Source organism: Micromonospora sp. NPDC050200, assembly GCF_040656135.1.
Classification (GTDB): domain Bacteria; phylum Actinomycetota; class Actinomycetes; order Mycobacteriales; family Micromonosporaceae; genus Micromonospora.
This window is the reverse complement of the sequence record NZ_JBFALG010000055.1, coordinates 1-23,217: the sequence shown is the minus strand read 5'-3', so window position 1 is coordinate 23,217 and position 23,217 is coordinate 1. Positions and strand designations below refer to the sequence as shown.

At 73.2% G+C, this 23,217-nt stretch carries 26 protein-coding genes and 1 pseudogene; 14 read left to right on the top strand and 13 right to left on the bottom strand.

Annotated features, from left to right (window positions below; all coding sequences use genetic code 11):
- Positions 1 to 26: 26 nt before the first annotated feature.
- Together AB0I41_RS27560 and AB0I41_RS27555 are read right to left on the bottom strand one after the other, a co-directional pair.
- Positions 27 to 632, bottom strand: a complete 606-nt coding sequence (locus AB0I41_RS27560; protein WP_357113327.1) for an MBL fold metallo-hydrolase — start codon at positions 630 to 632, stop codon at positions 27 to 29.
- Positions 633 to 724: 92 nt separating this feature from the next.
- Complete coding sequence (locus AB0I41_RS27555; RefSeq protein WP_357113325.1) at positions 725 to 1,057, bottom strand: hypothetical protein; 333 nt, start codon at positions 1,055 to 1,057, stop codon at positions 725 to 727.
- 70 nt (positions 1,058 to 1,127) lie between these two features.
- Between AB0I41_RS27555 and AB0I41_RS27550 the strand changes: the two genes are divergently transcribed.
- Complete coding sequence (locus AB0I41_RS27550) at positions 1,128 to 1,541, top strand: archease (protein ID WP_357113323.1); 414 nt, start codon at positions 1,128 to 1,130, stop codon at positions 1,539 to 1,541.
- A gap of 16 nt (positions 1,542 to 1,557) precedes the next feature.
- On the opposite strand, the gene AB0I41_RS27545 is transcribed toward AB0I41_RS27550, so the two are convergent.
- The 6 genes from AB0I41_RS27545 to AB0I41_RS27520 form a co-directional block, all read right to left on the bottom strand.
- On the bottom strand, positions 1,558 to 2,976 hold the full coding sequence (locus AB0I41_RS27545) for an RtcB family protein (RefSeq protein WP_357113321.1): 1,419 nt from the start codon (positions 2,974 to 2,976) through the stop codon (positions 1,558 to 1,560).
- Between the two features lie 152 nt (positions 2,977 to 3,128).
- Positions 3,129 to 4,187: a dipeptide ABC transporter ATP-binding protein gene (locus AB0I41_RS27540; RefSeq protein ID WP_357113319.1), complete on the bottom strand. Its 1,059-nt coding sequence runs from the start codon at positions 4,185 to 4,187 to the stop codon at positions 3,129 to 3,131.
- Entirely contained in the window at positions 4,184 to 5,254 is a 1,071-nt protein-coding gene (locus AB0I41_RS27535; protein ID WP_357113317.1) for an ABC transporter ATP-binding protein, read from the bottom strand. Before AB0I41_RS27535 ends, AB0I41_RS27540 begins: the two co-directional genes overlap by 4 nt.
- A 12-nt stretch (positions 5,255 to 5,266) precedes the next feature.
- On the bottom strand, positions 5,267 to 6,256 hold the full coding sequence (locus AB0I41_RS27530) for an ABC transporter permease (protein WP_357113315.1): 990 nt from the start codon (positions 6,254 to 6,256) through the stop codon (positions 5,267 to 5,269).
- A 59-nt stretch (positions 6,257 to 6,315) separates the two neighbouring features.
- A complete protein-coding gene (locus AB0I41_RS27525; protein ID WP_357113313.1) occupies positions 6,316 to 8,022 on the bottom strand; it encodes an ABC transporter substrate-binding protein in 1,707 nt (568 codons plus the stop codon).
- Positions 8,023 to 8,129: 107 nt separating this feature from the next.
- Complete coding sequence (locus tag AB0I41_RS27520; RefSeq protein ID WP_357113311.1) at positions 8,130 to 9,188, bottom strand: ABC transporter permease; 1,059 nt, start codon at positions 9,186 to 9,188, stop codon at positions 8,130 to 8,132.
- Between the two features lie 473 nt (positions 9,189 to 9,661).
- Here AB0I41_RS27520 and AB0I41_RS27515 point away from each other — a divergent pair, with 473 nt between their 5' ends.
- The 3 genes from AB0I41_RS27515 to AB0I41_RS27505 all read left to right on the top strand — a co-directional run bounded on the left by AB0I41_RS27515 (position 9,662) and on the right by AB0I41_RS27505 (position 11,667).
- Entirely contained in the window at positions 9,662 to 10,540 is an 879-nt protein-coding gene (locus AB0I41_RS27515; protein WP_357113309.1) for a pentapeptide repeat-containing protein, read from the top strand.
- Positions 10,541 to 10,583: 43 nt separating this feature from the next.
- Positions 10,584 to 10,838, top strand: a complete 255-nt coding sequence (locus tag AB0I41_RS27510; RefSeq protein ID WP_357113307.1) for a hypothetical protein — start codon at positions 10,584 to 10,586, stop codon at positions 10,836 to 10,838.
- A 190-nt stretch (positions 10,839 to 11,028) separates the two neighbouring features.
- Complete coding sequence (locus AB0I41_RS27505) at positions 11,029 to 11,667, top strand: tyrosine-protein phosphatase (protein WP_357113361.1); 639 nt, start codon at positions 11,029 to 11,031, stop codon at positions 11,665 to 11,667.
- Here the strand turns inward: AB0I41_RS27505 and rnhA are convergent.
- Entirely contained in the window at positions 11,633 to 12,133 is a 501-nt protein-coding gene (rnhA, locus tag AB0I41_RS27500; protein ID WP_357113305.1) for a ribonuclease HI, read from the bottom strand. The genes AB0I41_RS27505 and rnhA overlap by 35 nt on opposite strands.
- A gap of 170 nt (positions 12,134 to 12,303) precedes the next feature.
- Positions 12,304 to 13,548 (bottom strand): lycopene cyclase family protein, encoded by a 1,245-nt coding sequence (locus tag AB0I41_RS27495; protein ID WP_357113359.1) that lies wholly within the window; start codon positions 13,546 to 13,548, stop codon positions 12,304 to 12,306.
- A 61-nt stretch (positions 13,549 to 13,609) separates the two neighbouring features.
- Here AB0I41_RS27495 and AB0I41_RS27490 point away from each other — a divergent pair, with 61 nt between their 5' ends.
- Positions 13,610 to 13,825, top strand: coding sequence for a hypothetical protein (locus tag AB0I41_RS27490; RefSeq protein WP_357113303.1), 216 nt, complete (start codon positions 13,610 to 13,612; stop codon positions 13,823 to 13,825).
- 113 nt (positions 13,826 to 13,938) lie between these two features.
- The gene (locus AB0I41_RS27485; RefSeq protein ID WP_357113301.1) at positions 13,939 to 15,012 is read left to right on the top strand and encodes a Gfo/Idh/MocA family oxidoreductase; all 1,074 of its coding nucleotides are present in this window, start codon (positions 13,939 to 13,941) and stop codon (positions 15,010 to 15,012) included.
- A 3-nt stretch (positions 15,013 to 15,015) separates the two neighbouring features.
- Here the strand turns inward: AB0I41_RS27485 and AB0I41_RS27480 are convergent, their stop codons facing one another.
- Positions 15,016 to 16,269 (bottom strand): MFS transporter, encoded by a 1,254-nt coding sequence (locus tag AB0I41_RS27480; RefSeq protein WP_357113299.1) that lies wholly within the window; start codon positions 16,267 to 16,269, stop codon positions 15,016 to 15,018.
- 76 nt (positions 16,270 to 16,345) lie between these two features.
- Here AB0I41_RS27480 and AB0I41_RS27475 point away from each other — a divergent pair, with 76 nt between their 5' ends.
- The 3 genes from AB0I41_RS27475 to AB0I41_RS27465 are packed head-to-tail and all read left to right on the top strand — an operon-like array spanning position 16,346 to position 18,497.
- The gene (locus tag AB0I41_RS27475; RefSeq protein WP_357113297.1) at positions 16,346 to 17,170 is read left to right on the top strand and encodes a class I SAM-dependent methyltransferase; all 825 of its coding nucleotides are present in this window, start codon (positions 16,346 to 16,348) and stop codon (positions 17,168 to 17,170) included.
- A 46-nt stretch (positions 17,171 to 17,216) separates the two neighbouring features.
- Positions 17,217 to 17,948 carry a class I SAM-dependent methyltransferase gene (locus tag AB0I41_RS27470; protein WP_357113296.1) on the top strand — a complete coding sequence of 244 codons (732 nt, stop codon included), beginning with the start codon at positions 17,217 to 17,219 and terminating at the stop codon, positions 17,946 to 17,948.
- Positions 17,949 to 17,978: 30 nt separating this feature from the next.
- Positions 17,979 to 18,497, top strand: coding sequence for a pyridoxamine 5'-phosphate oxidase family protein (locus AB0I41_RS27465; RefSeq protein ID WP_357113294.1), 519 nt, complete (start codon positions 17,979 to 17,981; stop codon positions 18,495 to 18,497).
- Here AB0I41_RS27465 and AB0I41_RS27460 read toward each other — a convergent pair.
- Both AB0I41_RS27460 and AB0I41_RS27455 read right to left on the bottom strand, forming a co-directional pair.
- The gene (locus tag AB0I41_RS27460; protein WP_357113292.1) at positions 18,491 to 18,703 is read right to left on the bottom strand and encodes a hypothetical protein; all 213 of its coding nucleotides are present in this window, start codon (positions 18,701 to 18,703) and stop codon (positions 18,491 to 18,493) included. The genes AB0I41_RS27465 and AB0I41_RS27460 overlap by 7 nt on opposite strands.
- 135 nt (positions 18,704 to 18,838) lie before the next feature.
- Positions 18,839 to 19,369, bottom strand: a complete 531-nt coding sequence (locus AB0I41_RS27455) for a GNAT family N-acetyltransferase (RefSeq protein WP_357113290.1) — start codon at positions 19,367 to 19,369, stop codon at positions 18,839 to 18,841.
- Positions 19,370 to 19,578: 209 nt separating this feature from the next.
- Between AB0I41_RS27455 and AB0I41_RS27450 the strand changes: the two genes are divergently transcribed.
- The 5 genes and pseudogenes from AB0I41_RS27450 (at position 19,579) to AB0I41_RS27430 (ending at position 22,771) form a co-directional block, all read left to right on the top strand.
- The gene (locus AB0I41_RS27450; protein WP_357113288.1) at positions 19,579 to 20,391 is read left to right on the top strand and encodes a metalloregulator ArsR/SmtB family transcription factor; all 813 of its coding nucleotides are present in this window, start codon (positions 19,579 to 19,581) and stop codon (positions 20,389 to 20,391) included.
- Between the two features lie 670 nt (positions 20,392 to 21,061).
- Positions 21,062 to 21,550 (top strand): hypothetical protein, encoded by a 489-nt coding sequence (locus AB0I41_RS27445; RefSeq protein WP_357113286.1) that lies wholly within the window; start codon positions 21,062 to 21,064, stop codon positions 21,548 to 21,550.
- A gap of 92 nt (positions 21,551 to 21,642) precedes the next feature.
- A complete protein-coding gene (locus tag AB0I41_RS27440) occupies positions 21,643 to 22,275 on the top strand; it encodes a class F sortase (protein WP_357113284.1) in 633 nt (210 codons plus the stop codon).
- A 182-nt stretch (positions 22,276 to 22,457) separates the two neighbouring features.
- Positions 22,458 to 22,580: pseudogene (locus tag AB0I41_RS27435) on the top strand (magnesium transporter CorA); the annotation flags it as partial.
- A gap of 17 nt (positions 22,581 to 22,597) precedes the next feature.
- Positions 22,598 to 22,771: a hypothetical protein gene (locus tag AB0I41_RS27430; RefSeq protein WP_357113282.1), complete on the top strand. Its 174-nt coding sequence runs from the start codon at positions 22,598 to 22,600 to the stop codon at positions 22,769 to 22,771.
- The last annotated feature ends 446 nt before the right edge of the window (positions 22,772 to 23,217 follow it).

Genomic DNA, 23,217 nt, shown 5'->3' with positions numbered 1-23,217 from the left:
GGGTGGGCGGCCGGCGGCGGGCCCGGTCAGACCGTCTCGCCGGGGGCGAGGTAGCGGTAGCCGTCGCCCAGCGTCTCGGCGAACCAGCCGTTCACGCTGGCCAGGCCCCGGTCGTTGAGCTGCGCGTCGTGGATCGGGTGCGTCCGCGCCGCACCGACCGCGCGGGCGAACCCGATCGCCTCGGTGAGCTTCAGCCAGGACGCCTGCGCCGGCACCAGCAGCGTCCGCACCGGCTGCCCCGGCAGGTGCAGCGAGTCGCCCGGGTGGTAGACCTCGTCGTCCACGACGTACCCGAGGTTGGCGCAGTCGGGCTGCCCGTCGTGGATGGTGGCGTGCCGGCCGCCCACCGCGGTGACCGGGAAGCCGGCCGCGGTGAACCGCTGCCCCGCCCGCACCCGGTGCACCGGCAGCGAGGCCAGGCCCGGCAGCTCGGCGCCCTCGGGGGCGAAGACCGGCACGCCGAGGCCGGCCAGCCGCAGCACGTCGATGTGGTCGGTGTGCTCGTGGGTGACCAGGACGGCGTCCGCGCCGAGCAGGGCAACCGGCTCACTCCAGGTGCCCGGGTCGACGACCAGCACCCGGCCGTCGCGTTCCAGCCGTACGCAGGCGTGGGTGTACTTGGTGATCCGCATCGGTCCGACGCTACCGCCGGAGCCGCCGCCGTCGCTGACCGCGCGGGGCCGTCGAGCGGCGGTCGGCGACCACCATCCGGCGCGGGCCCGGCTCAGCCTCTGGTTACGCCGCCGTGGTCGTCCATGATCTGCTCGAACTCCGACCGGGTGATCTCCCCCTCGCGCAGCCGCCGGGCGTTGGCGGCGAACTTGCCGATCGCCGCGCCTCGGGCGGACTTCGGCGTCACCGGGGCCTCGTCGGGCTCGCCGTGCAGGCGGCGCAGCGCCGTGGCGAGCACGGCGTCGGCGGCCGGGCTGGTGCCCCAGTCGCGGGCCAGCTCGACGGTGCGGCCGAGGGTGCCCTCCCCGGGCCGCTCGGCGCGCAGGGCGGCCCGCATCATGCGGTGGAAGGTGACGGCCAGGGCGTCCGCGTCATCGGCGATCATGCGAGCAAAGTAGCGTCCCGGTGCGACAGTTCCGGACGCGGGCGACCCGTGGCGGCGGCATGATCGGGGCATGGACCGAGGGCACCGCGCCGTCCCGCACACCGCCGACGTGCGGATCGAGGCCTGGGCGCCCGACCGCGAGGGTTGCCTGGCCGAGGCGGTCGCCGCGCTGGTGGCGACCTTCGCCGACGTCGCCGGGGCGCGGCCGGACGCCGAGACGGTCCTCACCGTGCCGGCCGACGGGAACGAGGACCTGCTGGTGGCCGTCCTCGACGAGGTGATCTTCCGGTTGGAGATCGAGGGCACGCTGCCGCTGGAGACCGAGGCGCAGCCGGTCGACGGGGGCGTGCGGGTGCGCTGGCGCACCACCGGAACGGACGCGGTGGAGCTGGTGGGAGCGGTGCCGAAGGCGGTCTCGCTGCACGGGTTGCGGTTCTCCGGCACGGACTCCGGCTGGCGGTGCGCGGTCACCGTGGACGTCTGAGCCCGGGCCGGGCGGCTCACCCCTTGACTACCCCGATCGGGACCAGCCGGGCCACCCGCCGGCACAGCCCGGCGCCCTCGGACGCCTCGATCACCGCCGTGATGTCCTTGTACGCCGCCGGCATCTCCTCGGCCAGGCCGCGCCGGGACGCCCCGCGCACCGCGATGTCCCGCGCCTCGATCTCGCGGCGGGGGTCGTGTCCGCGTTCCGCCTTGGTGGCCTGCCGGCGGCTCTGCACCCGGCCCGCGCCGTGGCAGGTGGAGGCGAAGGCCGGCGCGCCCGGCACGCCGGTCAGCACGTACGAGCCGGTGCCCATCGAGCCGGGGATCAGCACCGGCTGGCCGACCGGGCGCAGGTCGTCGGGGAGGTCGGGGTGCCCCGGGGGCATTGCCCGGGTGGCGCCCTTGCGGTGCACGCAGAGCCGGCGGGTGGCCCCGTCGACCTGATGGGTCTCGATCTTGGCGAGGTTGTGCGACACGTCGTACACCAGGTCGAGGGCGCGGCCGGTGCGGGCGGCGAAGACCCGGCGGGCCGACTCGGCCAGCAGTTGCCGGTTGGCCCGGGCGTAGTTGGCGGCGGCCGCCATCGCCCCGAGGTACGCGCGCCCTTCCGCGGAGGAGACCGGCGCGCAGGCCAGCTGCCGGTCGGGGACCTGGATGCCGTACCGGGGCATGGCGCGCTCCATGATCCCCACGTGGTCGGTGCAGATCTGGTGGCCGAGGCCGCGCGAGCCGCAGTGGATCATGACGCAGACCTGCCCCGCGCGCAGCCCGAACGCGGCGGCAACCTGGTCGTCGTAGACCTCCTCGACCGCCTGCACCTCGAGGAAGTGGTTGCCGGAGCCGAGGCTGCCAACCTGCTGCTGCCCGCGCTGCACGGCCCGTTCGCTCACCTGGGTCGGGTCGGCGTCGTCGACCGCGCCGGAGTCCTCGCAGCGTTCCAGGTCGCGGGCGATCCCGTGGCCCCGCTCGACGGCGTACCGGGAGCCGCCGCGCAGCACCGCGTCGAGTTCGGCCCGGTCGGCGAGCTGCCACACCGCACCCCGGCCCATGCCCCGCGGCGTGCCGGCGCTCAGCCCGTCCATCACCGCGCCCAGCGAGCCGTCCAGCTCGGCGCGGTCCAGGTCGGCGGCGAGCAGCCGTACTCCGCAGGAGATGTCGAAGCCGACCCCGCCCGGCGAGACCACCCCGTCGTCGGCCAGGTCGGTGGCGGCCACCCCGCCGATCGGGAAGCCGTAGCCCCAGTGCACGTCCGGCATGGCGTAGGAGGCGCCGACGATGCCGGGCAGGGTGGCGACGTTGGCCACCTGCTCCAGCGACCGGTCGGCCCCGACGTCGGGCAGCAGGGACCGGGTGGCGAACACCACCCCGGGCACCCGCATCGGGTCGTGCCGGTCGATGCGGAACCGGTAGGGCGCTTCCTCGACCAGCTCCATGACCTGCCGGCTACCCGTCGCGCCGCACGTCACACCTGCCGGGGTTGGGGGAACCCGGGTGGGGTGGTGCCCAGCCATGCCGCAGCGATACGAGAAACTCGCCCCCGGCGAGATGTCCACCCCGATGACCGGGCAGGAGAACGTCGATCCGTTCACCCAGGACCTCCCGGGCGTGCCGGTGGGCCGGCCCGGTCCACCGGGTCGGCCTCGGGAAAGTGGCAGGCGGTGGCCTGTCGGCCGCCGTCACGGGGAGTCAGGGCGGGTTCCTCGGTGGCGCAGCGGTCCTGGGCCTTCCAGCAGCGGGTGCGGAACCGGCAGCCCGAGGGCGGGTTCAACGGGTTCGGCACGTCCCCGGCGAGCCGGATCCGCCCGGCCGGGCCCAGCGTGGTGACGTCCGGGATGGCCGACAGCAGCGCCCGGGTGTACGGATGTTGCGGGCGTTCGTAGATGTCGGCGCGGTCGCCGATCTCGACGACCTTGCCCAGGTACATCACGGCCACGCGTTGGCAGAAGTGCCGCACGACCGCGAGGTCGTGGGCGATGAACACGAACGCCAGCCCCAGCTCGCGTTGCAGGTCCCGCAGCAGGTTGACGACCTGCGCCTGGATCGACACGTCCAGGGCGGAGACCGGCTCGTCGGCCACGATCAGCTTCGGCCGCAGTGCCAGGGCGCGGGCGATCCCGATGCGCTGGCGCTGTCCGCCGGAGAACTCGTGCGGATACCGGTTGTAGTGCTCCGGATTCAACCCCACCAGCTCCAGCAACTCCTGCACCCGGGCCTTCACCCCACCCGGCGGGGTGATCCGGTTGACCTGCAACGGCATCGCCACGATGCGTCCCACCGTGTGCCGCGGGTTCAACGACGCGTACGGGTCCTGAAAGATGATCTGCAGGTCCTGCCGCAACGGCCGCAACTCCCGCCGAGGCGCATGCGTGATGTCCCGCCCACCGAACTCGATGGTCCCGGCCGTCGGCTCCAACAACCGCACCAGCATCCGACCCGTGGTCGTCTTCCCACAGCCCGACTCACCGACCACACCCAGGGTCTCCCCCGGCCGCACGTCGAAGTCCACCCCGTCGACCGCCCGCACCACCCCCGTCGACCGGAACCCGCTCCGCACCGGGAAGTGCTTCGCCAACCCCCGCACCCGCAACAGTGGTTCACCGGGCTGCCCGGAGCGGGCGTGCCGCTCGGGGACGACGCCGCTCATCGGGCCACCCCCACCTGCGATATCTCGTCCCGGTAGATCCGCTGGCGCTCCGCCTCCGTCAGGTGGCAGGCCACCAGATGTCCGCGCTCGACCACCTGCCGAAGCTCCGGCGCCTGAGTGCGGGACCGGTCGCCGTTGCGGTCGGCGTACCGGCAGCGCGGATGGAACGCGCAGCCCGACGGCAAATTGATCAACGACGGCGGGTTGCCGGGAATGGGTAGCAGGTCCGCGTCCGCGTCACCGTGCAACGACGGCACGCTCGACAACAGACCCCAGGTGTACGGATGCTGCGGCCGCCGCAACACCTGCTCCACACTCCCCCGCTCCACCGCCCGGCCCCCGTACATCACCAGCACGTCGTCCGCCACCTGCGACACCACGCCCAGGTCATGGGTGATCAGGATGATCGCCGAGTGGAACTCCGCCTGCAGGTCCGCCAGCAGATCCAGGATCTGCGCCTGCACCGTCACGTCCAGCGCCGTGGTCGGCTCGTCGGCGATCAACAGATCCGGGTCGTTCACCAACGCCATCGCGATCATCACCCGCTGCCGCATCCCACCCGAGAACTCGTGCGGATACTGGTCGAACCGCCGGGCCGGCTGCGGAATCCCCACCCGCCCCAGCATGTCCACCGCCCGCTGCCGAGCCTCCCTCGTCCCCGCCCCCGGGTGGTGCACCCGGTACGCCTCGGTGATCTGCCTGCCCACGCTGTAGTACGGATGCAACGCCGACAACGGATCCTGGAAGATCATCGCCAGGTCCCGGCCCCGCAGCCGGCGCACCTCCTCCTCCGGTAGCCCGACCAGCTCCCGGCCACCGAGGAGGATCCGCCCGGAGATCCGGGTACGCCGCCGGTCGTGCAGCCCCAGCACCGCCAGCGAGGTGACGCTCTTGCCCGAGCCGGACTCGCCGACGATGCCGAGGGTGCGGCCCTGGTCGACGGCGAAGGACAGGCCGTCCACCGCGCGTACCACCCCGTCGGTGGTGGTGAAGTGGACCCGCAGCTCCTCCACGCGCAGGTGGGGGGCCGACCCCCGGCGGGGGGCCGGGACCGCTGACGTCGTCATGTCACGCTCCCTTCAGTTCAGTCGCACCCGCGGGTCGATGACGGCGTACAGCACGTCGACCACGATGTTGGCGACCACGATGAACACCGCCGCCAACAGCACGGTGGCCATCACCAGCGGCAAATTGAGGAACTGCACCGCCTCGACGGTGGCCTTGCCGAGCCCTTGGAGGCCGAAGATGCTCTCGGTGATGAAGGTGCCGCCGAGCGAGGTGCCGATGTCCAGGCCGGCGATGGTCACGATCGGGGTGATCGCGGCCCGCAGGGCGTGCCGGAGGTGAACCTGCCGCGGTGAGAGCCCCTTCGCCCGGGCGGTCCGTACGAAGTCCTCGGAGAGGGTCTCCAGCATCTGCGCCCGGGACAGCCGGGCGTAGAGGGCGGAGTTGAGGAAGCCCAGGGTCATCCACGGCAACAGCAGCCCGACCGCCCAGCGCAGCGGGTTCTGCGTCAGCGGTGTGTAGCTGGGGAACGGCAGCAGTCCGGTCGCGTAGACGAGGACGTAGAGCAGGATCAGCCCGAAGAAGTACACCTGCATGGAGGCGCCGGCGAGGGTCACGCCGATCGCCGCCCGGTCGAAGACCGTGCCGCGGCGCAGGGCCGAGACCATGCCGAGGGTCACGCCGAGCAGCAGCCAGATGACCGCCCCGCCGGCGACGATGCTGGCGGTCACCGGGAGGCGCTGCGCGATGATCTCGGTGACCGGCTGGTTGTTGCGGAACGAGTAGCCCAGGCAGGGCGCGGGGCACCGGCGGGCGAAGTCGCCCTCGCCGTACGTGCGGCCGACGAAGACGCCCTGGACGAAGTCGGTGTACTGCCGGGGCAGCGGCTGGTCGATGCCGAGCCGGGCCTCGACCTGCGCGATGTCCTCGGCGGTGCAGTTCTTGCCGCACATCACCTTGGCCGGGCTGCTCGGCACCGCGAAGAAGAGCCCGAAGGTGACCAGGCTGATGACGACGAGGGTGGCGGCCGCGACGAGCAGCCGCCGGAGGATGAAACGGAGCACGGGGACCCCTCCTGCGACGAGGGGGTGGGGGCGGCACCGGGTGCCGCCCCCACCGGCGGTCACTGCTTCACGTAGATGGTGTTGGCCTGGAGGATGCCGTAGGCGTCACTGAGGAAGGCGTTGCCGATCTTGGATCCGCGCAGCTCGTACGCCGCGTCGTAGTAGCAGGGCACGACGGGCACGTACTCCCGCATGATCTTCTCGTCCAGCGCCGTCCAACCGGCGTCCTGCTCGGCCGCCGGGAGTTTGCGGATCCGGTCGATCTCGGCGCTGACGGCCGGCTCGTTGAGGTAGGACAGGTTGTTGTTGCCCTCCGCCACGATCTCGCGGCCGTCGTAGAGGGGCGGGATGATGGTGGAGCCGGTCGGCCAGTCCGAGCCCCAGCCGCCGATGTAGAGGTCGTACGGGTTGTTCTTCCGGCCGATCTCGTCGTAGTAGCTGCTGTTCTCGATCGGCTTCATCACGATGTCGAAGCCCATGTCGGTGAGGTTCTTGCGCAGCGCCTCGGCCTGCTGGGTACGGAGCTCGATGTTGGAGTGGGCCAGCACCAGCTTCGGCCGCTGGCCGGCCAACAGCTCGGCCACCTTGGCCTTGTCGCCGTTGATCGGGGCGTGGAACACGTCGTACGTCTTGAAGCCCGCGGTGGTCGGGGACATCAGGGTGGTGGCCGGCGAGCCGGCCGCCTGCCCGCCGACGGCCTTGAGTACGGCGTCCTTGTCGACGGCATAGTTCAACGCCTTGCGGATGTTCAGGTCGGTGACCCGCTGGGTGTTGATGTTCAGCACCCAGGTGTACTGGGTGGGGCCCTTGACGACCCGTTCGGCGACCCCGCCGGAGGTGGTGCGGGGCAGCACCGCCGGCGGCACGTCCACCCAGCTGATCGACGCCTGGTCGGCCGGGGCGTCGGCGACCAGCCGCTCGGCGATCTGCGCCGACTCCAGGCCGAAGGTGAACCGGAATCCGTCCGGGTAGGCGGTGCGCAGCGGGTCGGTCTTCGGGTCCCAGTTCGGGTTGCGCTCCAGCTCCAACGCCACGTCCCGCTGGTACGACTTCACCTTGTACGGCCCGGACGAGAACGGCCGCAGGTCGTACTGGTCGCGGGTGTCCTTGCCGGCGGGCACGGGCGCGCTGGTGGGCAGCGCCGCGGCGTACGGCATGTCGCAGTGCGGCTGCGGGAAGGTGAATCGGATGGTGCGGTCGTCGGGGGTGGTGATGCCGTCCGGTACGGGCTTGCCGCCGTCGTACGGTCCCTTGTAGGTGGCGTTGTACACCCCGCCCGGGTACAGCCACTGCTGGATGTAGTGGGGGCCCTCGTTGAGGCTCGGGGCGAACGAGCGGCCGATGCCGTACGCCACGTCCCGGCTGGTCACCGGCGAGCCGTCCTCGTACTTCACCCCGTCGCGAAGGGTGAACTCCCAGACCTTGCAGTCGCCGTCGACGTCCTTGCCGGGGTCGGTGGCCAGGTCGCCGACGAGCAGCAGTTGACCGCTGCCGTTCTCCTTGTAGCCGTTGAGTGACCGGTAGAGCAGCCCGCCGGTCACCTGCTGCACGTTGACGTAGTTGCGGGCCGGGTCCAGGTGTTCGAAGTCGGAGACCTGCATGACGGTGACGGTGCCGCCGCGGGTGGCGCCGTTGACGGCGGCGGCTGGTCCCTGGTTGTCGGCGGCCTCGTAGGAGATCGACCCGGTCTGGGTCTTGGTCTTCTTCTCCTCGCCACCGCCGCCGGAGTCGGTGGTCCTGGTGCAGCCGCCGGCGACGAGCGCCACGGCCAGGACACTACAGGTGAGTGTTCGGGTTCTTCCTCGCACGGTGTTCTCCCTTCCCGCCGGCCGGCCCCCGCCGGCCGGGCGTACGTGCACCGATGGCCGGGGGGTTACCGGGTTGACCGCGGATCCAGCGAGTCGCGCAGCGCGTCACCGAGCAGGTTGAACGCCAGGACCAGCAGGAAGATCGTCAAACCGGGGAACAGGGTGTACCAGGGGTCGCTCGCGACGTAGCCGATGCTGTTGTAGATCATGCGGCCGAGGTCGGGGGTGGGTTCGGTGACGCCGATGTTGACGAACGCCAGGGCCGCCTCGACGGCGATGAACTGGGGCACGTTCAGCGAAACGGTGACCAGGATCGGCGCCCAGATGTTCGGCAGCAGTTGGCGGAACAGGATGTGTGCGGTGCCCGCGCCGGCGGCCCGGGCGGCCTCGACGAACTCGCGCTCGCGCAGCGAGATCACCTGACCCCGCACCAGGCGGGCCGTGTACGTCCAACTGAACAGCCCGAAGGTGGCGATGATCAACGCGATGCGGAAACCGGGCGGCGGCGCTTCCCGTTCGGTGTAGAAGCGGTCCTCCAGGATCGGTATGACGGCGAGCGCGAAGATGAGAAACGGGAACGCCAGTGTGACGTCGACGAACCAGTTGATCAAGCTGTCCAACCAGCCCCGGGCGTAGCCGGCGACGATACCGATGCCGACCCCGATGACGGAGGCGAGCAGCGCCGAGACGAATGCGATGAACAACGAGGTCCGCAATCCGTGGACCAGTTGCAGGAAAATGTCCCGGCCACTGCCCGGCTCCAGCCCGAGCAGGTGGTCGCCACCGATGCCGCCGGCATATCCCACCGGCATCCCGAAATCGTTGAGCCGGTCGACGAACTTGTCCGTCGGGTCGATTCCGGTGAGCCGGGCGATCAGCGGCGCGGCGAGCGCCACCAGGGCCGCGACGGCGAGCACGACGGAGCTGACCAGGGCGGTACGGTCCCGCTTGAGCCGCAGCCAGGCGAGTTGGTTGGGGGATCTGCCGACAATCTCCCGGCGCTCCCGCGACGGCGGCACGTCGGCCGGGGAATTGACGGCGACGGCCGCATCGACGAAATCCGGGTCGCGCGGCGTGGACAGCGAGGGCGGGTGGGACATGTCGCTCATCGCGAGCCCCCTCATCGACGGCGAATGTATGCGATGAGCCGACGGTAAACCGCGCGCGGACACGGAAAAGAATCGTTCCGGTAACGACGGAATCGGTTGTCGTCCATCGACAACGATCCGGTGTCGGCGACGACTCCTTGCCGTAACGACGCAATTACGTTGTCAGGCTTCGGCAACGATCCGATATCGACGGGCAATCCGGTTGCCGCGACGGCGGCGTCAGGTTGTCAGCCGAATGGCCATCTCGGGCGGCGGACTTCCCCGGGCGGCGGTCAGTGCGGTGAGCAGCGCCTTGCCCCCCCACTCGCTGTCGTCCATGCCCCGACCCCCGGCCGTCCTGGACTGGCCCACATACGGAGCGGGCAGCGCGGCCGACGTCGAATCGGGCGACCTCCCCGGCGGCCCCGGCGCCCCGCTGGCGGACAATGGGCACGCCGGGCCCGGTGACCCGGCCGGGGAAACGAACAACCAGTGGGAGACCGGTCAGCATGTCCGACACACCCGGAGGCGGCGCGGAGCTGCACGCCGACTGCGCCCGCTGCGTCGGCCTGTGCTGCGTTGCCCCCGCCTTCGCCGCCTCGGCGGACTTCGCGCTGGACAAGCCGGCCGGCCAGCCCTGCCCGAACCTGCGCGCCGACTCCCGCTGCGGCATCCACCCGCAACTGCGCGAGCGGGGCTTTCCCGGCTGCACCGTCTTCGACTGCTTCGGCGCGGGCCAGCAGGTCACCCAGGTCACCTTCGGCGGGCGGGACTGGCGGGACGACCCGGCGACGGCGTCGGCCATGTTCGCCACCTTCGCCGTCGTGCGCCCGCTGCACGAGCTGCTCTGGTACCTCACCGAGGCGCTGGCGCTGACCCCGGCCGGCACCCTGCACGACGAGCTGCGGGCGGCCGTGGACGAGACCCGACGCCGCACCGCCGGCAACGCCGACACGCTGCGCGCCGTGGACGTCGACGCGTACCGGGGGCGGATGAACCCGCTGCTGGTCCGGGCCAGCGAGCTGGCCCGGACCGGCCACGACGGCGCCGACCGGCGGGGCGCGGCCCTACTCGGCGCCGACCTCCGCGGGGCGCGCCTGGTCGGGGCGAATCTGCGCGGCGCGTGCCTGATCGGCGCGGACCTGCGCGGCGTGGATCTACGGCTGGCCGACCTCACCGGCGCGGACCTGCGCGGTGCCGACCTGCGCGGCGCCGACCTGTCCGGCGCGCTCTTCCTGCACCAGTCGCAGCTCGACGCGGCCCGCGGCGACCGGCGCACCGCGCTGCCGCCGGCGCTGCGCCACCCGGCGCACTGGTCCGGGCTGGGCCTCACCCCGGTCCGCCGCACCCGCCCGGCGGCCCGGCGCGGACGCGGGCCCCGCCGCTGACCCAGGGTGTTTGCCGGCCGGCCAGACGGGCAGGTAGGTCGGCATGACGGAAGAACAGCGCACCGACCGGGCCAGCACCGACGAACCGGATGGCACCCCCGCGTACGAGGCGTCGCTGCGCCCGCCGGGCGACTCGCTGCGCAACACGGACGACACCGGCGACGACTTCGCGGACCTGCCCGCCGAGGAGCACCTCTCGGCCCGGGAGACCAGCCGCGCCGGCTACGACGTGGACGCGGTCTCCGGCACGGCCGACCCCGCCCAGGAGGAGGCGGTCAACCCCGCGCGGGAGGTGTAGCGGCGCCGGCCCGCGCCGGGCCCGGCCGGCGTCGTCCGGCCGGGCCCGGCGCGGCGTCACGGGACGCCGCGTCCGGGCACCGCCCGTTACAGTGCCGGACGTGACCCGGCATCTCCCGTTCGCGCGGCTGCACAACTTCCGGGACCTGGGCGGGTGGCGCGCCGGCGACGGCCGCACCGTCCGGTAGGGGCTGCTCTACCGGTCCGACGCGCTGAGCAGGCTCGCCGGCGACGACCTGGACCGGTTCCAGGCGCTCGGCGTGCGCACCGTCATCGACCTGCGCTACCCGTCGGAGATCGCGGCGCGCGGGCGGGTTCCCGACCTGGACGGCCTGACCTGGCTCAACCTCAGCATCGAGCACCGCCCGTACGACCAGGCGGAGATCGACCCGGCCGTCGACCCGTGGCGCTACCTCGCCGACCGGTACGCCGAGGTCGCCGCCGACGGGACGACCGAACTGCGGCAGGCGCTGGAGACGATCGCCACCGCCGACGGGCCGCTGGTGTTCCACTGCGCCTCCGGCAAGGACCGCACCGGCCTGCTCACCGCCCTGGTGCTGGCGCTGCTCGACGTCGACGAGCGGCAGATCGCTGAGGACTTCGCGCTCACCGAACTGGCCACCGACCGGCTGGTCACCACCTGGCGGGCCCACCACCCCGGGCGCACCCTGCACTGGCCCTCGTACGGCCGGGCGCCCGCGCGGGTCATCGAGCTTTTCCTGGCCGACCTGACCGCCGCGCACGGCTCGGTACGCGGCTACGCCCGCGACGCGCTCGGCGCCGACGACGCCTTGGTCATCGCCCTGCGCGAGCGCCTGCTGCACCGCTGAGCGGCGGGACCGCCCGCGCCTCGGTCATCCCCTTGTTGGCCAGCGCGTCCGCCCGCTCGTTCTCCGGGTGCCCGTTATGCCCCTTGACCCACAGCCAGGTCACCTCGTGCCGGGCGCAGGCCGCCTCCAGACGCTGCCACAGGTCGGCGTTCTTGACCGGCTGCTTCGCCGCCGTCAGCCAGCCGTTGCGCTTCCACGAGGCCAGCCACCCGGTGATGCCGTTGCGCACGTACGTGCTGTCGGTGTGCAGCCGTACGGTGACCGGCCGGGTCAGGCTCTCCAGCGCCTCGATGGCGGCGGTCAGCTCCATCCGGTTGTTGGTGGTCGGGGTCGCCTCGCCGCCGCAGATCTCCCGCTCGTGGCCGCCGTACCGCAGCAGCGCGCCCCAGCCGCCCGGGCCGGGGTTGCCGCTGCACGCCCCGTCGGTCCAGATCTCCACGACCCTGCCGGTCGCCACGTCCACCATGTCGCAGAACCTACCGCTGCCGACCACCGTCGGTCGGCGCGGCCGGCCCGGCGCGCCGGGCCGAGCCACCCCCGCCGGTTCCACAACGCGGTGCAGACCGGGTCCGGTGTCCCGGCCGCCGGCCGTTCGTCGGGGAGCTGAGGGGCGGCCGTGACCCGCGCGGGTCGCACCTACGAGCCGGTCCGACCCGCCCGGTGCGGGGCCGGGCCGGCGGCTGCCGGAACGGGCCCGGGCCGCAGCCGGGCGCGCAGCCGCCCGACGGCGTCACCGACCACCGCCGAGGTCATCGGCAGCAGCGGGCTGGACCGCATCACCGCCAGGTCCTCCGCCGGGGTGGTGGCGCCGTCGAGGAAGCGCAGCACCCGCTGCGCCGGGTTGCGGTCGAAGAGCCGGTCGAAGAACTCCGGGCCGCCGACCGCCCCGCAGTCCAGAGCCCGCAGCGCGACGGCGTCCATCCACAGGTGCCGGCGGGGGTACGCCGGCCGGGGCACGGGGGCCCGGCCTCCGGCCAACGCCCGGGCGATGTCGTCGGCCTGTCGGTGCATCGCGGAGAAGGTGAACCCGGTCGACGGTCGGGTGGCCCCGCCGGCGGTGCCCAGCCGCACCACCCGCGGGGACGGCCGGCCCTCGAACGGGGCGTCGGTCATCGGGATCACCCCGTTCTCGACCTCCCGCACGGTCAGCGCGGCCAGGTCGAGGCCGAGCAGGTCGGCGTAGCCGCGCAGCGCGGCGTCGTACCCGGCGTCGGTCAGCGCGGCCGGGGAGAACTCGGTGTACTCGACCAGGGCGTACCGGTCGCTGACCGGCAGCACGTAGCCGAACGAGACACCCCGGGCCGGCTGCGGGGTGCGGAAGTCCATCAGCACCGCCCGGCCCGGGTCGAACACCGGAACGGCCGACTCCAGCCACCAGCCACGGAAGTGCTGCAACCAGCTCGTCCGCCCCGCACGCCGGGGCGGTCGGGGTCGCGAGTCCAGCACCCACCGGGCCCGCAGCAGCGCCGCGCCGTCGGCGTCCCGGACGGTCACCGACCCGCCGTCGTCGTCGAGGGCGCCGACCGCCACGTCGAACCGGGTGGCGCCGAGCCGCCGCTGCGCCTCGGCCGCCCGCTCGTAGACCGGGGCGGAGCGCAGCATCGCGTACCGCAGCGGGGCGAGGTCCAGCCGCCGCCGCCCGGCCGGGGTGCACACCTCCACCTGCCGCCAACTGGCGCTGAGCATCGGCTCCAGGTCGCTGCCGGGCGTCCCCCAGAACGCCCAGGTCCGGTCCTGGCCGCGCCTGCGCACCGGGTCCACCACGGCGATCCGCAGGTCACGCGCACCGTGCCGATCCAGCGCGGCGAGGACGAGGGAACCGGCGCCGCCACCACCGACGAGGGCCAGGTCGACGTTGTCCACCCGACCACGCTGCCACACCCCCAGCCCCCGCCGGGCGCTGCCCCCACGGCACGCCACGAGGCCGGTACGGTGCGCCGGCATGAGCAGCACGCACGCCAACGCCCTCACCGCCCACTGGGCCGCCCTCGTCGACGGCCGGCAGACCGTCCTCTCCGGCGCCGGGGCGTACCCGCTGCTGGCCCCGCCCCGGCACACCGTGTGCGCGCCCGGCGGGTCAGCTTCGACACCGACCGCCCGTTCGGGTTCCTCGCCGTGCACCGCCCCACCGGCCTGCTCCTGGTTACCGGCTGGGTGACCGACCCGGCTCCCCGCTGACCACCCGTCACCCCCCGTCGGGGACGACGCGTAGGTTCGGTACCGGCAGGACCTGGCACCACCAGGGAACGACGGGAAAACGGGGGAAACACCATGGCGGACGCCGCGCCGGCAGCACTGCGGGTCGGACTGCTCGGGTACGGGCTGGCGGGCCGGGTGTTCCACGCCCCGCTGATCACCGCGACCCCCGGGCTGCAGCTGGACACCGTCGTCACCGGCAACCCGCAGCGGCAGGAGCAGGCCCGCCACGACCACCCGGACGCCCGCGTCGTCGACGACGCCGACCGGCTGTGGGAGTCGGCGGACAGCCTCGACCTGATCGTGGTGGCGACGCCGAACCGGCTGCACGTGCCGATGGCCCGGGCCGCCGTCACGGCCGGGCTGGCCGTCGTGGTGGACAAGCCACTCGCCGTCACCGCGGCGGAGGGCCGCACCCTGGTCGACGAGGCGGACCGGCGCGGCGTGCCGCTGACGGTGTTCCAGAACCGCCGCTGGGACGGGGACTTCCTGACCGCCCGCCGCCTGATCACCGGGGGCGAGCTGGGCCGGGTGACCCGCTTCGAGTCCCGGTTCGAGCGCTTCCGGCCGGCCATCAAGGAGGGCTGGCGGGAGAGCGCGACCCCCGGCGAGGCCGGCGGCGCCCTCTACGACCTCGGCGCCCACCTCGTCGACCAGGCGGTGCAGCTGTTCGGGCCGGTGCGCAGCGTGTACGCCGAGGTGGACCGGCGGCGGCCCGCCGCGCAGGTCGACGACGACGCCTTCGTGGCGCTCACCCACGCCGGGGGCGTCCGCTCCCACCTGTGGATGAGCGCCGTGACCGCGCAGCTCGGGCCCCGGCTGCGCGTCCTCGGCGACCGCGCCGCCTACACCAGCTACGGCCTGGACGTGCAGGAGGAGGCGCTGCGCGCCGGGAGCCGCCCGGACGCGCCGGGCTGGGGCGAGGTCCCGCCCGAGCGGTACGGCCGGCTCGGCGTCGACGGCGACCTGCGTCCGGTGCCCACCGACCCCGGCCGCTACCAGGACTTCTACGCCCAGGTCGCGGCAGCGCTGCGGGACGGCACGCCGATGCCGGTCGACCCGCGCGACGCCGTCACCACCGTGGAGCTGATCGAGCTGGCGCACCGGTCCGCCGCGCGGGGCGAGGTGCTGCCCGTCGCGCCCCGCTGACCGCTAGCCGGCCCGGACCGGCTGCCGGTCACCGGGGTCGGCGTACGCGGCCGCGACCGTGGCCCGGTCGAACACCCGCCAGGTGGCGGCCGACACCCCCACGGCCACCACGAACCCCACCCAGTACGGCGCGGCCAACCCGAACGTCGCGGCGATCACCCCGCCCAGCAGCGCACCGGCGCAGTTGCCGCCCGCCGCGATGAACAGCGTCGTGCCACCGACCCGCCCCAGCAACGCCGGCGGGGTCAGTCGCTGACGCAGCGAGTTGGCGACGATGTTCCACAGCGCGCCGTGCACCCCGAACGCGAACAGCGCGCCGCCGATCAGCCAGGCGCTGGTCGACGCCGCCAGGGCCAGGTGCAGTCCCGCCTCGACCAGCAGCCCGATCCGGATGGTCCAGGTGGCGCTGATCGCCGCGACCAGCCGGTCGCCGACCACCGCGCCGAGCAGCCCACCCACCGCCATGCAGGTGAACAGCAGGCCGTAGCCGACCGAGTCCAGGCCCAGGCGCTCGGTGGCGAGCAGCACCAGCACCGCCAGCGCCGCGGTCAGGGTCAGGTTGAGCAGCCCGATCAGCACCGCCATGGTGCGCAGCAGCCGCTGCCCCAGCAGCCAGCGGAACCCCTCCCCGATCTCCGCCCGTACCGACCGCACCGCCGGGCGCCCGGCCTCCCGCGCACCCCGGTACGACCCAGCGACCAGCGCGACGAGCACCGCGCTGAGCGCGTACGTGCCGGCGTTGACCAGGAACGGGATGCTCTCCGCGACCACGAAGAGGAAGCCGCCGAGCGGGCCGGCCAGCATTCCGTTGGCCAACGTGGTGCCGCCACCCAGCCAGCCGTTGGCCCGCTCCAACCGGGCCCGCGGCACCACCGCCGGCAGCATCGCCTGGCTGGCCGAGCGGAACACGATCTCCCCGGTGTTGACCACGAAGAGCACCACGTACAGCAGCGCCACCCCGGCCCGGCCGGTCAGCATCGCGCCGGCCAGCACCGCCAGGGCGGCCACGCGTACCCAGTCGATGACGACCATCAGCCGGCGCCGGTCGACCCGGTCCGCCAGCACCCCGCCGGGCAGGGCGAACAGCAGCCAGGGCAGCCACGCCACCCCGGACGCCGCCGACACCACCAGCGGGTCGTCGGTCCGCGCCGCCACGTACAGCGGCGCCGCCACCGTGGCCATCCCGCTGCCCAGCGCCGACATGGTGCTCGCCGCCCACAGCTTCGCGAACCGCCCGTCCCACCGCTCCCCCGTCACGGCGAGGCAACCTACCATCTTCCCCGGCCGGCGAATCCCCGTTGAGCGCCGGCGGTGGATGTGCGACGGTGCGCCGGTGACCGACTACCGCGCCCTCAACCGGGCCAACTGGGACGAGCGCGCCCCCGCCCACGCCGCGTCGCCCGACTACGCGGTGGAGCGCTTCGCCGCCGACCCGGCGTACCTCAGCGAGGTGGTCCGCTTCGACCGGCCGCGCCTCGGTGACGTGACGGGCCTGCGCGGCGTGCACCTGCAGTGCCACATCGGCACCGACACCGTCTCCCTGCACCGGCTCGGCGCGCGGATGACCGGGCTGGACTTCTCCGGCGCCTCCCTGGCCCAGGCCCGCGCCCTGGCCGAGCGGGCCGGCGCCGCTGTCGACTTCGTCGAGGCCGACGTCTACGACGCCCCCGAGGTGCTCGGCGCGGGCGGCTTCGACCTGGTCTACACCGGCGTCGGGGCGCTGTGCTGGCTGCCCGACATCCGCCGCTGGGCGGGCGTGGTGGCCGCGCTGCTGCGGCCCGGCGGCCGGCTGTTCCTGCGCGAGGGCCACCCGATGCTCTGGGCGCTGGACGAGAGCCACCCGGAGGGGCTGCTGGTGGTGGAGCACCCGTACTTCGAGCGGCCGGAACCGCTGGTCTGGGAGGAGCCGGGCACCTACGTCAGCACCGAGGTGACGTTCCGGCACAACACCACCCACGAGTGGAACCACGGCCTCGGCGAGGTGGTCACCGCCCTGCTCGACGCCGGCCTCGACCTGACCATGCTCGAGGAGCACGACAGCGCGCCCTGGGTCGCGCTGCCCGGCCGGCAGGTCAAGGACGCCGACGGCGAGTGGCGGCTGGCCGAGCGGCCGTGGCGGCTGGCGCAGACGTACACCCTCCAGGCGCGCAAGCGGTGAGAAATCCGGTGGCGAGGGCACCGGCGTCGATGCTTGGGTCAACCGCATGAGCGGACTGAACGATCCGGCCTTCTTCGACCGCTACGCCCACGAGTACGACGACCGGAACAACCCCGACCCGACGCCGGCTGTCGACTTCCTGGCCGCCCTCCTGCCGGACGGCGGCCGAGCCCTGGAACTGGCCGTCGGCACCGGCCGGGTCGCGGTCCCCCTCGCCCGGCGCGGCATCGCCGTGGAGGGGATCGAGGGGTCGCCGGCCATGGCGGAACGGCTGCGCGCCAGGCCCGGCGGGGCCGAGATCCCCACCGTCATCGGCGACCTGGCCGACGTGGCGGTGGACGGCCCGTTCGACCTGGCCTACCTGGTGTTCAACACGCTGTTCAACCTGCCCGACCAGGCCCGGCAGGTGGACTGCTTCGTCAACGTCGGCAACGTGCTCGCCCCGGGCGGGCTGTTCGTGGTCGAGGCGTTCATCCAGGACCTCACCGAGTTCCACCGGGACCAGCGGGTCGCCACCCGCGCCCTCACCGAGGACTCGGTGAACATGGAGTTCCTGCGGCACGACCCGGTCGCGCAGGCGGTCACGTACCAGCGGGTCACCGTCGACGCGGCGGGCATTACGCTGCGCCCGCTGCGGCTGCGCTACTGCTGGCCCAGCGAGCTGGACCTGATGGCGCGACTGGCCGGCATGCGGCTGCGGGAACGCTGGAACGACTGGCACCGGGGCGCGTTCACCGCGGCCAGCCGCCAGCACGTCTCAATCTACGAGCGGGTCTGACCACACCGGGCGGCAGTGGGAAGATCCAGCATGCCCGTCACCAACCCCTGGCTCGCCGGCCCCACCCCCACCGCCCGCCTCGACCGCGACCGTCTCTCCGAACGCATCCTCCACCTGCTGTCGTCGCAGAACATGTGCGTGCTCGCCACCGCCGGTCCGAACGGTCCCCTGGCCACCCCGGTCCGCTACTTCCACCTGGACTTCGCGGTCATGTTCACCGCTGCGGCGACCTCGCCGAAGATGCGCAACATCGCCGCCGACCCGCGGGTGTCGGTGGGGGTGTTCGCGCCGCTCGTCGGCCAGGCCAGCAGCCGTGGCGCGCAATTGTTCGGCCGGGCCCGGGTGCTGCACGAGGGTGACGCGGACTTCGACCACTGGTGGCCGGCGGTGCGCTGGCAGTCCGACCACGTGGAGCGGTCCCGGTCGCTGGACGATCCGCCGACCGGGCCGCTGGTGGTGGTCGAGGCCGAGCGGATCGTCTACACCGAGCACTGGCTGCGCCGCGACGGGTACGCCCCCCGCCAGTTCTGGCGGCGCACTCCTCAGTAGACGTACTGGTCGACGTCGAGCCACAGGTCGAGTGCGGCCAGGCGACGCAGGGTCTCCGCGGGCAGGGACAGCGCGGGCGTCGTCACGAGCACCTCCTCGGCGTCCCGGACGGAGTGCATTTCGATCACCACGTTGACCCCGGCCCGGAGCTGCGGACGCTGGCAGGCTGCGTGCAGCGGTGTGGCCGCCGGAACCGATCGGATCACCGCGACGGTGGGTCCGGGCCGGGGTCAGGCCACCAGGTCACCTGATCCGGATCGATGTCCGCGCCGGGTCCGTCCAGCACGGCGCCACCGTCAGGTACGCGCGCTGCGCGCACCTGGTCCCGACCGGAGGAAAGGTCATGGGGCGAGGCGGAGCCGGTAGACGACCTGGCGGCGCAGCGTCTCCGGCTCGCCCGGGTGGTCGAAGTCCTCCGCCGGGTCGGTGGTCATGCCGAGGCGGCGCATCACCGCCTGCGAGCGCACGTTGGTCGCCGTCGTGATGGCCAGGATCTCCGCCAGCCCGATCGTGTCGAAGCCGTACCGCAGCGCGGCGCGGGCGGCCTCGGTCGCGTAGCCGTGGCCCCAGGCGGAACGGGCCAGCCGCCAGCCGACCTCCACGCCGGTGACGGGCACTTCCTCGTCGACGTCGTCGAGGCCGGTGAAGCCGACGAACTCGCCGGTGTCGCGTACCTCGACCGCCCAGAAGCCGTACCCCTTGCGGTCGAGGTCGTCCTGGAAGTACCGCACCGACGCGGCGGACTGCTCGGCGGTGAGCAGCGGGCCGAGGAACTCCCGGACCTGCGGGTCCGCGTTCATTGCCGCCCACGCGGGTACGTCGGACTCCCGCCAGTCGCGCAGGACCAGCCGGTCAGTGTCGATCTTCGTCATGCCGTGACCCTAACGACTCGTGCCTGCTGCCGCCGTCGAGTTTTTCAGCCCTGTGGCCGGAGGAAGAAGAGCAGCGTCGAGGCGACGGCGTGCAGCCGCCGACACGACCTCTAAGGCATCCTAGGATGCTAGCTGGGCCGCCGTGCCGGCCGGGTTGAGCAGTGCACTGGACACGCAGCCAGGCGGTTGCGTGTTGGGGGTGGCGAGGCATGGACGAGGTGTTCCGAGCGCTGGCGGACCCGAGCCGACGCCGCCTGCTGGACAGCCTCAACGTCCGCAACGGACAGACCCTGCGCGATCTCTGCGCCGGGCTCGACCTGACCCGCCAGTCGGTCAGCAAGCACCTCGCCGTGCTGGAGGCCGCGAACCTGGTGACCACCGTGCGACGAGGGCGGGAGAAGCTGCACCACCTCAACGCCGCCCCGATCAACGCCATCTACGAGCGGTGGATCCACCGCTACGACCGCGACCGGGCACACGCCCTCGCCGACCTGCAGACCGCATTGGAGCGTCAGCCGATGGAGAGCCCCACCTTCGTCTACACCACCTACATCCGTACCACCCCGGAACGCCTCTGGCAGGCACTGACCGAGCCGGCCTTCACCCGCCGCTACTGGGGTGGGGTGGCACTGAAGTCGGAGTGGACGGCCGGCGCACCGCTGCTCTGGCAGGACGGGCCGGACGGCGAGTTCGCCGACCTCGGGCAGCGGGTGCTCGTCGCCGAGCCGTACCGGCGGCTGTCGTACACCTGGCACGGCTTCCAGCCGGAGCACGCCGCCTTCTTCGGCTGGTCGGAGGAGGAACTCGCCGCCCGACTCGGCGAGCGACGCTCCACGGTGACCTTCGACATCGCCCCGCACGGCGACGCCGTCCGACTCACGGTCACCCACCACGACTTCTCCCCCGACAGCGAGATGTACCGGGCGATCAGCGGCCAACTCGACGGCAGCGGCGGCTGGCCCGAGCTGCTGGCCAGCCTCAAGACGCTGCTGGAGACGGGTGACCCGCTGCCCGCCGGCTGACGCGTGAGGTTCCGCGACCTCGCTCGCGCCGTCGAACAGGACGCACCCGGTGCGGAGACCGGTCACCGCGCCGGTGTGGACCCACCACGACGAGGTCGCCGTGGGGACACACCACGACGAGCGCCGTGCGTGCCCGCCCGCTCCGCCGGGCGCCGCGCTCCCGGCCACCCGGGTCGACCGCCGTCCGCCACCGGGAACGAATTCCGCTCGCCATCGGCTCCGCGCCGAAGGACACAGTGGAGCCTGACGAACGCGCGGCGTCGCGGCACGTCAGCTCGGCCAGCTGCCGCAGGCGCGACCGTCCCGTTCGGCCCGTTGCCTCCTCGGTAGGACTGGAGGGCCGCTTTCGGTCCCGGTGCGGCGGTCCGGCCGACCCGGACACTCTTTCCCAGAAGGGAATGGGCCCGCCGCAGGCGACCGCTTCCCGCCACAACGGGACGACCGGCACGATCGGGCACGACCCGGCAGGCGTTGTGGGCGCGGTCCTGTACCGGCGGTTCCGCAGCTCCCCGGCGGGAGGGAGAACTCGGGACGGCAACGAAGATTTCTCATTTATGCCGGGCGCAGGGGTCAACCCTCCTAGTGTTGGCCACACCGGTGCTAGTTACGGAGTTGGCCACCCGAACGACGTCCCACGCAGACAGCGGACGAAAAGTGAGGGAAGACGCGCATGAAGGCACAGACAGTTCTCGTATCGGCGGCGCTCGGCGTGGGACTCGGCACGCTTCTACTCCCGCCCGCCGCGCTCGCGGACACCATCGTGTCGCCGGCCACCACACCGGTCGGCGGGACGGTCGTGCTCACCGCGACGACCTGCAACCCGAACGCGGGCGACGCGATCTTCCGCGTCACCGGCCCGAACCGGGACCAGAACGTCCGCTCCACCACCGCCGCAGCGGGCGGCGGACTGAGCGCGGAACTCTTCACCGCCGGCTTCACCCTCGGCACCTACACGGTGACCGCCACCTGCGGTGACGGCAGTTCCGCCGGCAGCGCCACGTTCACCGTCACGCCGATCGGCGCGGCGCCGGCCGGTGGCGGCGGCGACGACGACACCAGCGGCCTGCTGGCCGCGGGCGGCGCACTCGCCGGAGCCGCCGCGCTCGGGGCGACCGTCCTGGTCCGCCGCCGACGCCGGGCAGCCGCGACGGTCGCCTGACCCCAGACCTCACACCATCCCTTGGAAGGGGTGCCCGCACCGGCCGGACCGGGGCGGGCACCCCGACCGCATCGCCGTCGGGGAGGAAGGCGATGGTCTTCGGCAGGTGGTTCACGCGTACCCAGGCGGCGGTCGCGGCGGTGACGGTGGCCGGCGCGACCGGGCTCAGCCTGATCACCGTCGGGCTCACCGTGACCCCCGCCGGGCCGCCGCAGCCCGGCGCGGGCGCGCGCGGCGCCGACCACAGCGGATCAGCGGGGCCGGTGCTGCCCCGCTCGGAACCGGTCCGCATCGACATTCCGGCGATCGGCGTCCACGCCGACCTGGTCCCGGTCGCCGGCGACCCGAACGGCACACTGGAGGTGCCGCCGCTGGACCGTCCCACCGTCGCCGGCTGGTACCGGCCGGGCGTCAGCCCCGGCGAGGCCGGCAACGCGGTGGTCGTCGGCCACGTCGACACCCGCGACGGCCCGGCGGTCTTCTTCGACCTGGGACGGCTGCGGCCCGGCGACACCGTACGGGTCACCCGCGCCGACAGCCGGACGGTGACGTTCGCGGTGGACGGCGTCGAAACGTACCCGAAACGGAGCTTTCCCACCGCGCTGGTCTACGGCCCGGGCGGGCCCGCCGCGGCGCTGCGGCTGGTGACCTGCGGCGGGCGCTTCGACGAACGCTCCCGCGACTACTCCGACAACATCGTCGTGCGGGCCACCGCCGTGTCCTGACCCGCCACCGTCGATGGGAGCACCCCCTACCACGGCGGGCCCCCGGACCACGGCGGCGGAGGTGGACGGTGGCTCGGCGAGCGGCGGCGGCACGGCTCATCCCGCGACCGGGGTCGCTGGTCGACCGGGTGCTCGGCCGCCGGGTCGAGGCCCAGGCGCCCACGCCGCGGCGGTCCAATCCGGACGCGGTGGTCGACTGCGCGGTGTACGCCCACGGCCGCCGGAAGCCCGGCCGTCCGCACTACGCCGACGCGTACGCCCGCCCCCGGCGTGGCCGCAAGGCCTTCGTCTGGTTGGAGCTGCACGACCGGGGGCGGCGGTGATGGCCGCGGTCGGACGCACCTTCGGCCTCGACGAGTTCGTGGTGGAGTTGACCTTCGGCCGATCACGCTCCGCCGACGCCGTGTCGTACGCCCCGTTTGCGGGATGTCGCGGTGTCTCGCAGCGGGGATACCGCGACATCCCGCAAAGGGAGCCGAACACCCGGGTCCGTTGAGGGGTGGCTGTCTGCCTGCCGTGCTGATCCGGACGGGTCGGAACGCGCCGCGGATGCTGGCCGGACGGGCATCGGATGCCATAGCCGACGCCGGACCACTCGACGGAGGTCGTCACCCACCTCGCCGGTCCGTCACCGGATGTCCGGTTCCGGTTGGGTGGCTGCCGCCCCGATGTCCGGTCTGAGCTGCGGAATCCCGTGGTCGGGGCCACCCCGGCGGTGGAATGGCCGACGGGCCGGGGTCGTTGTACATGGCATACCGCCGCGGCTCCCCCGCCCGGACCCCCGGAACGAATGCGGGCCGCCCCGGTTGGTCACACCCGAGCGAGGCCCCCCGGAATGCGGGGCCGGCCGGGACGGTTACATCCCCCGGACACCCGAGCAGAGCCACCCCCTGGCCGCCGGGCAGATCCCCTTCTTGACTTTCCTTTCGCGCAAGCCGTCCC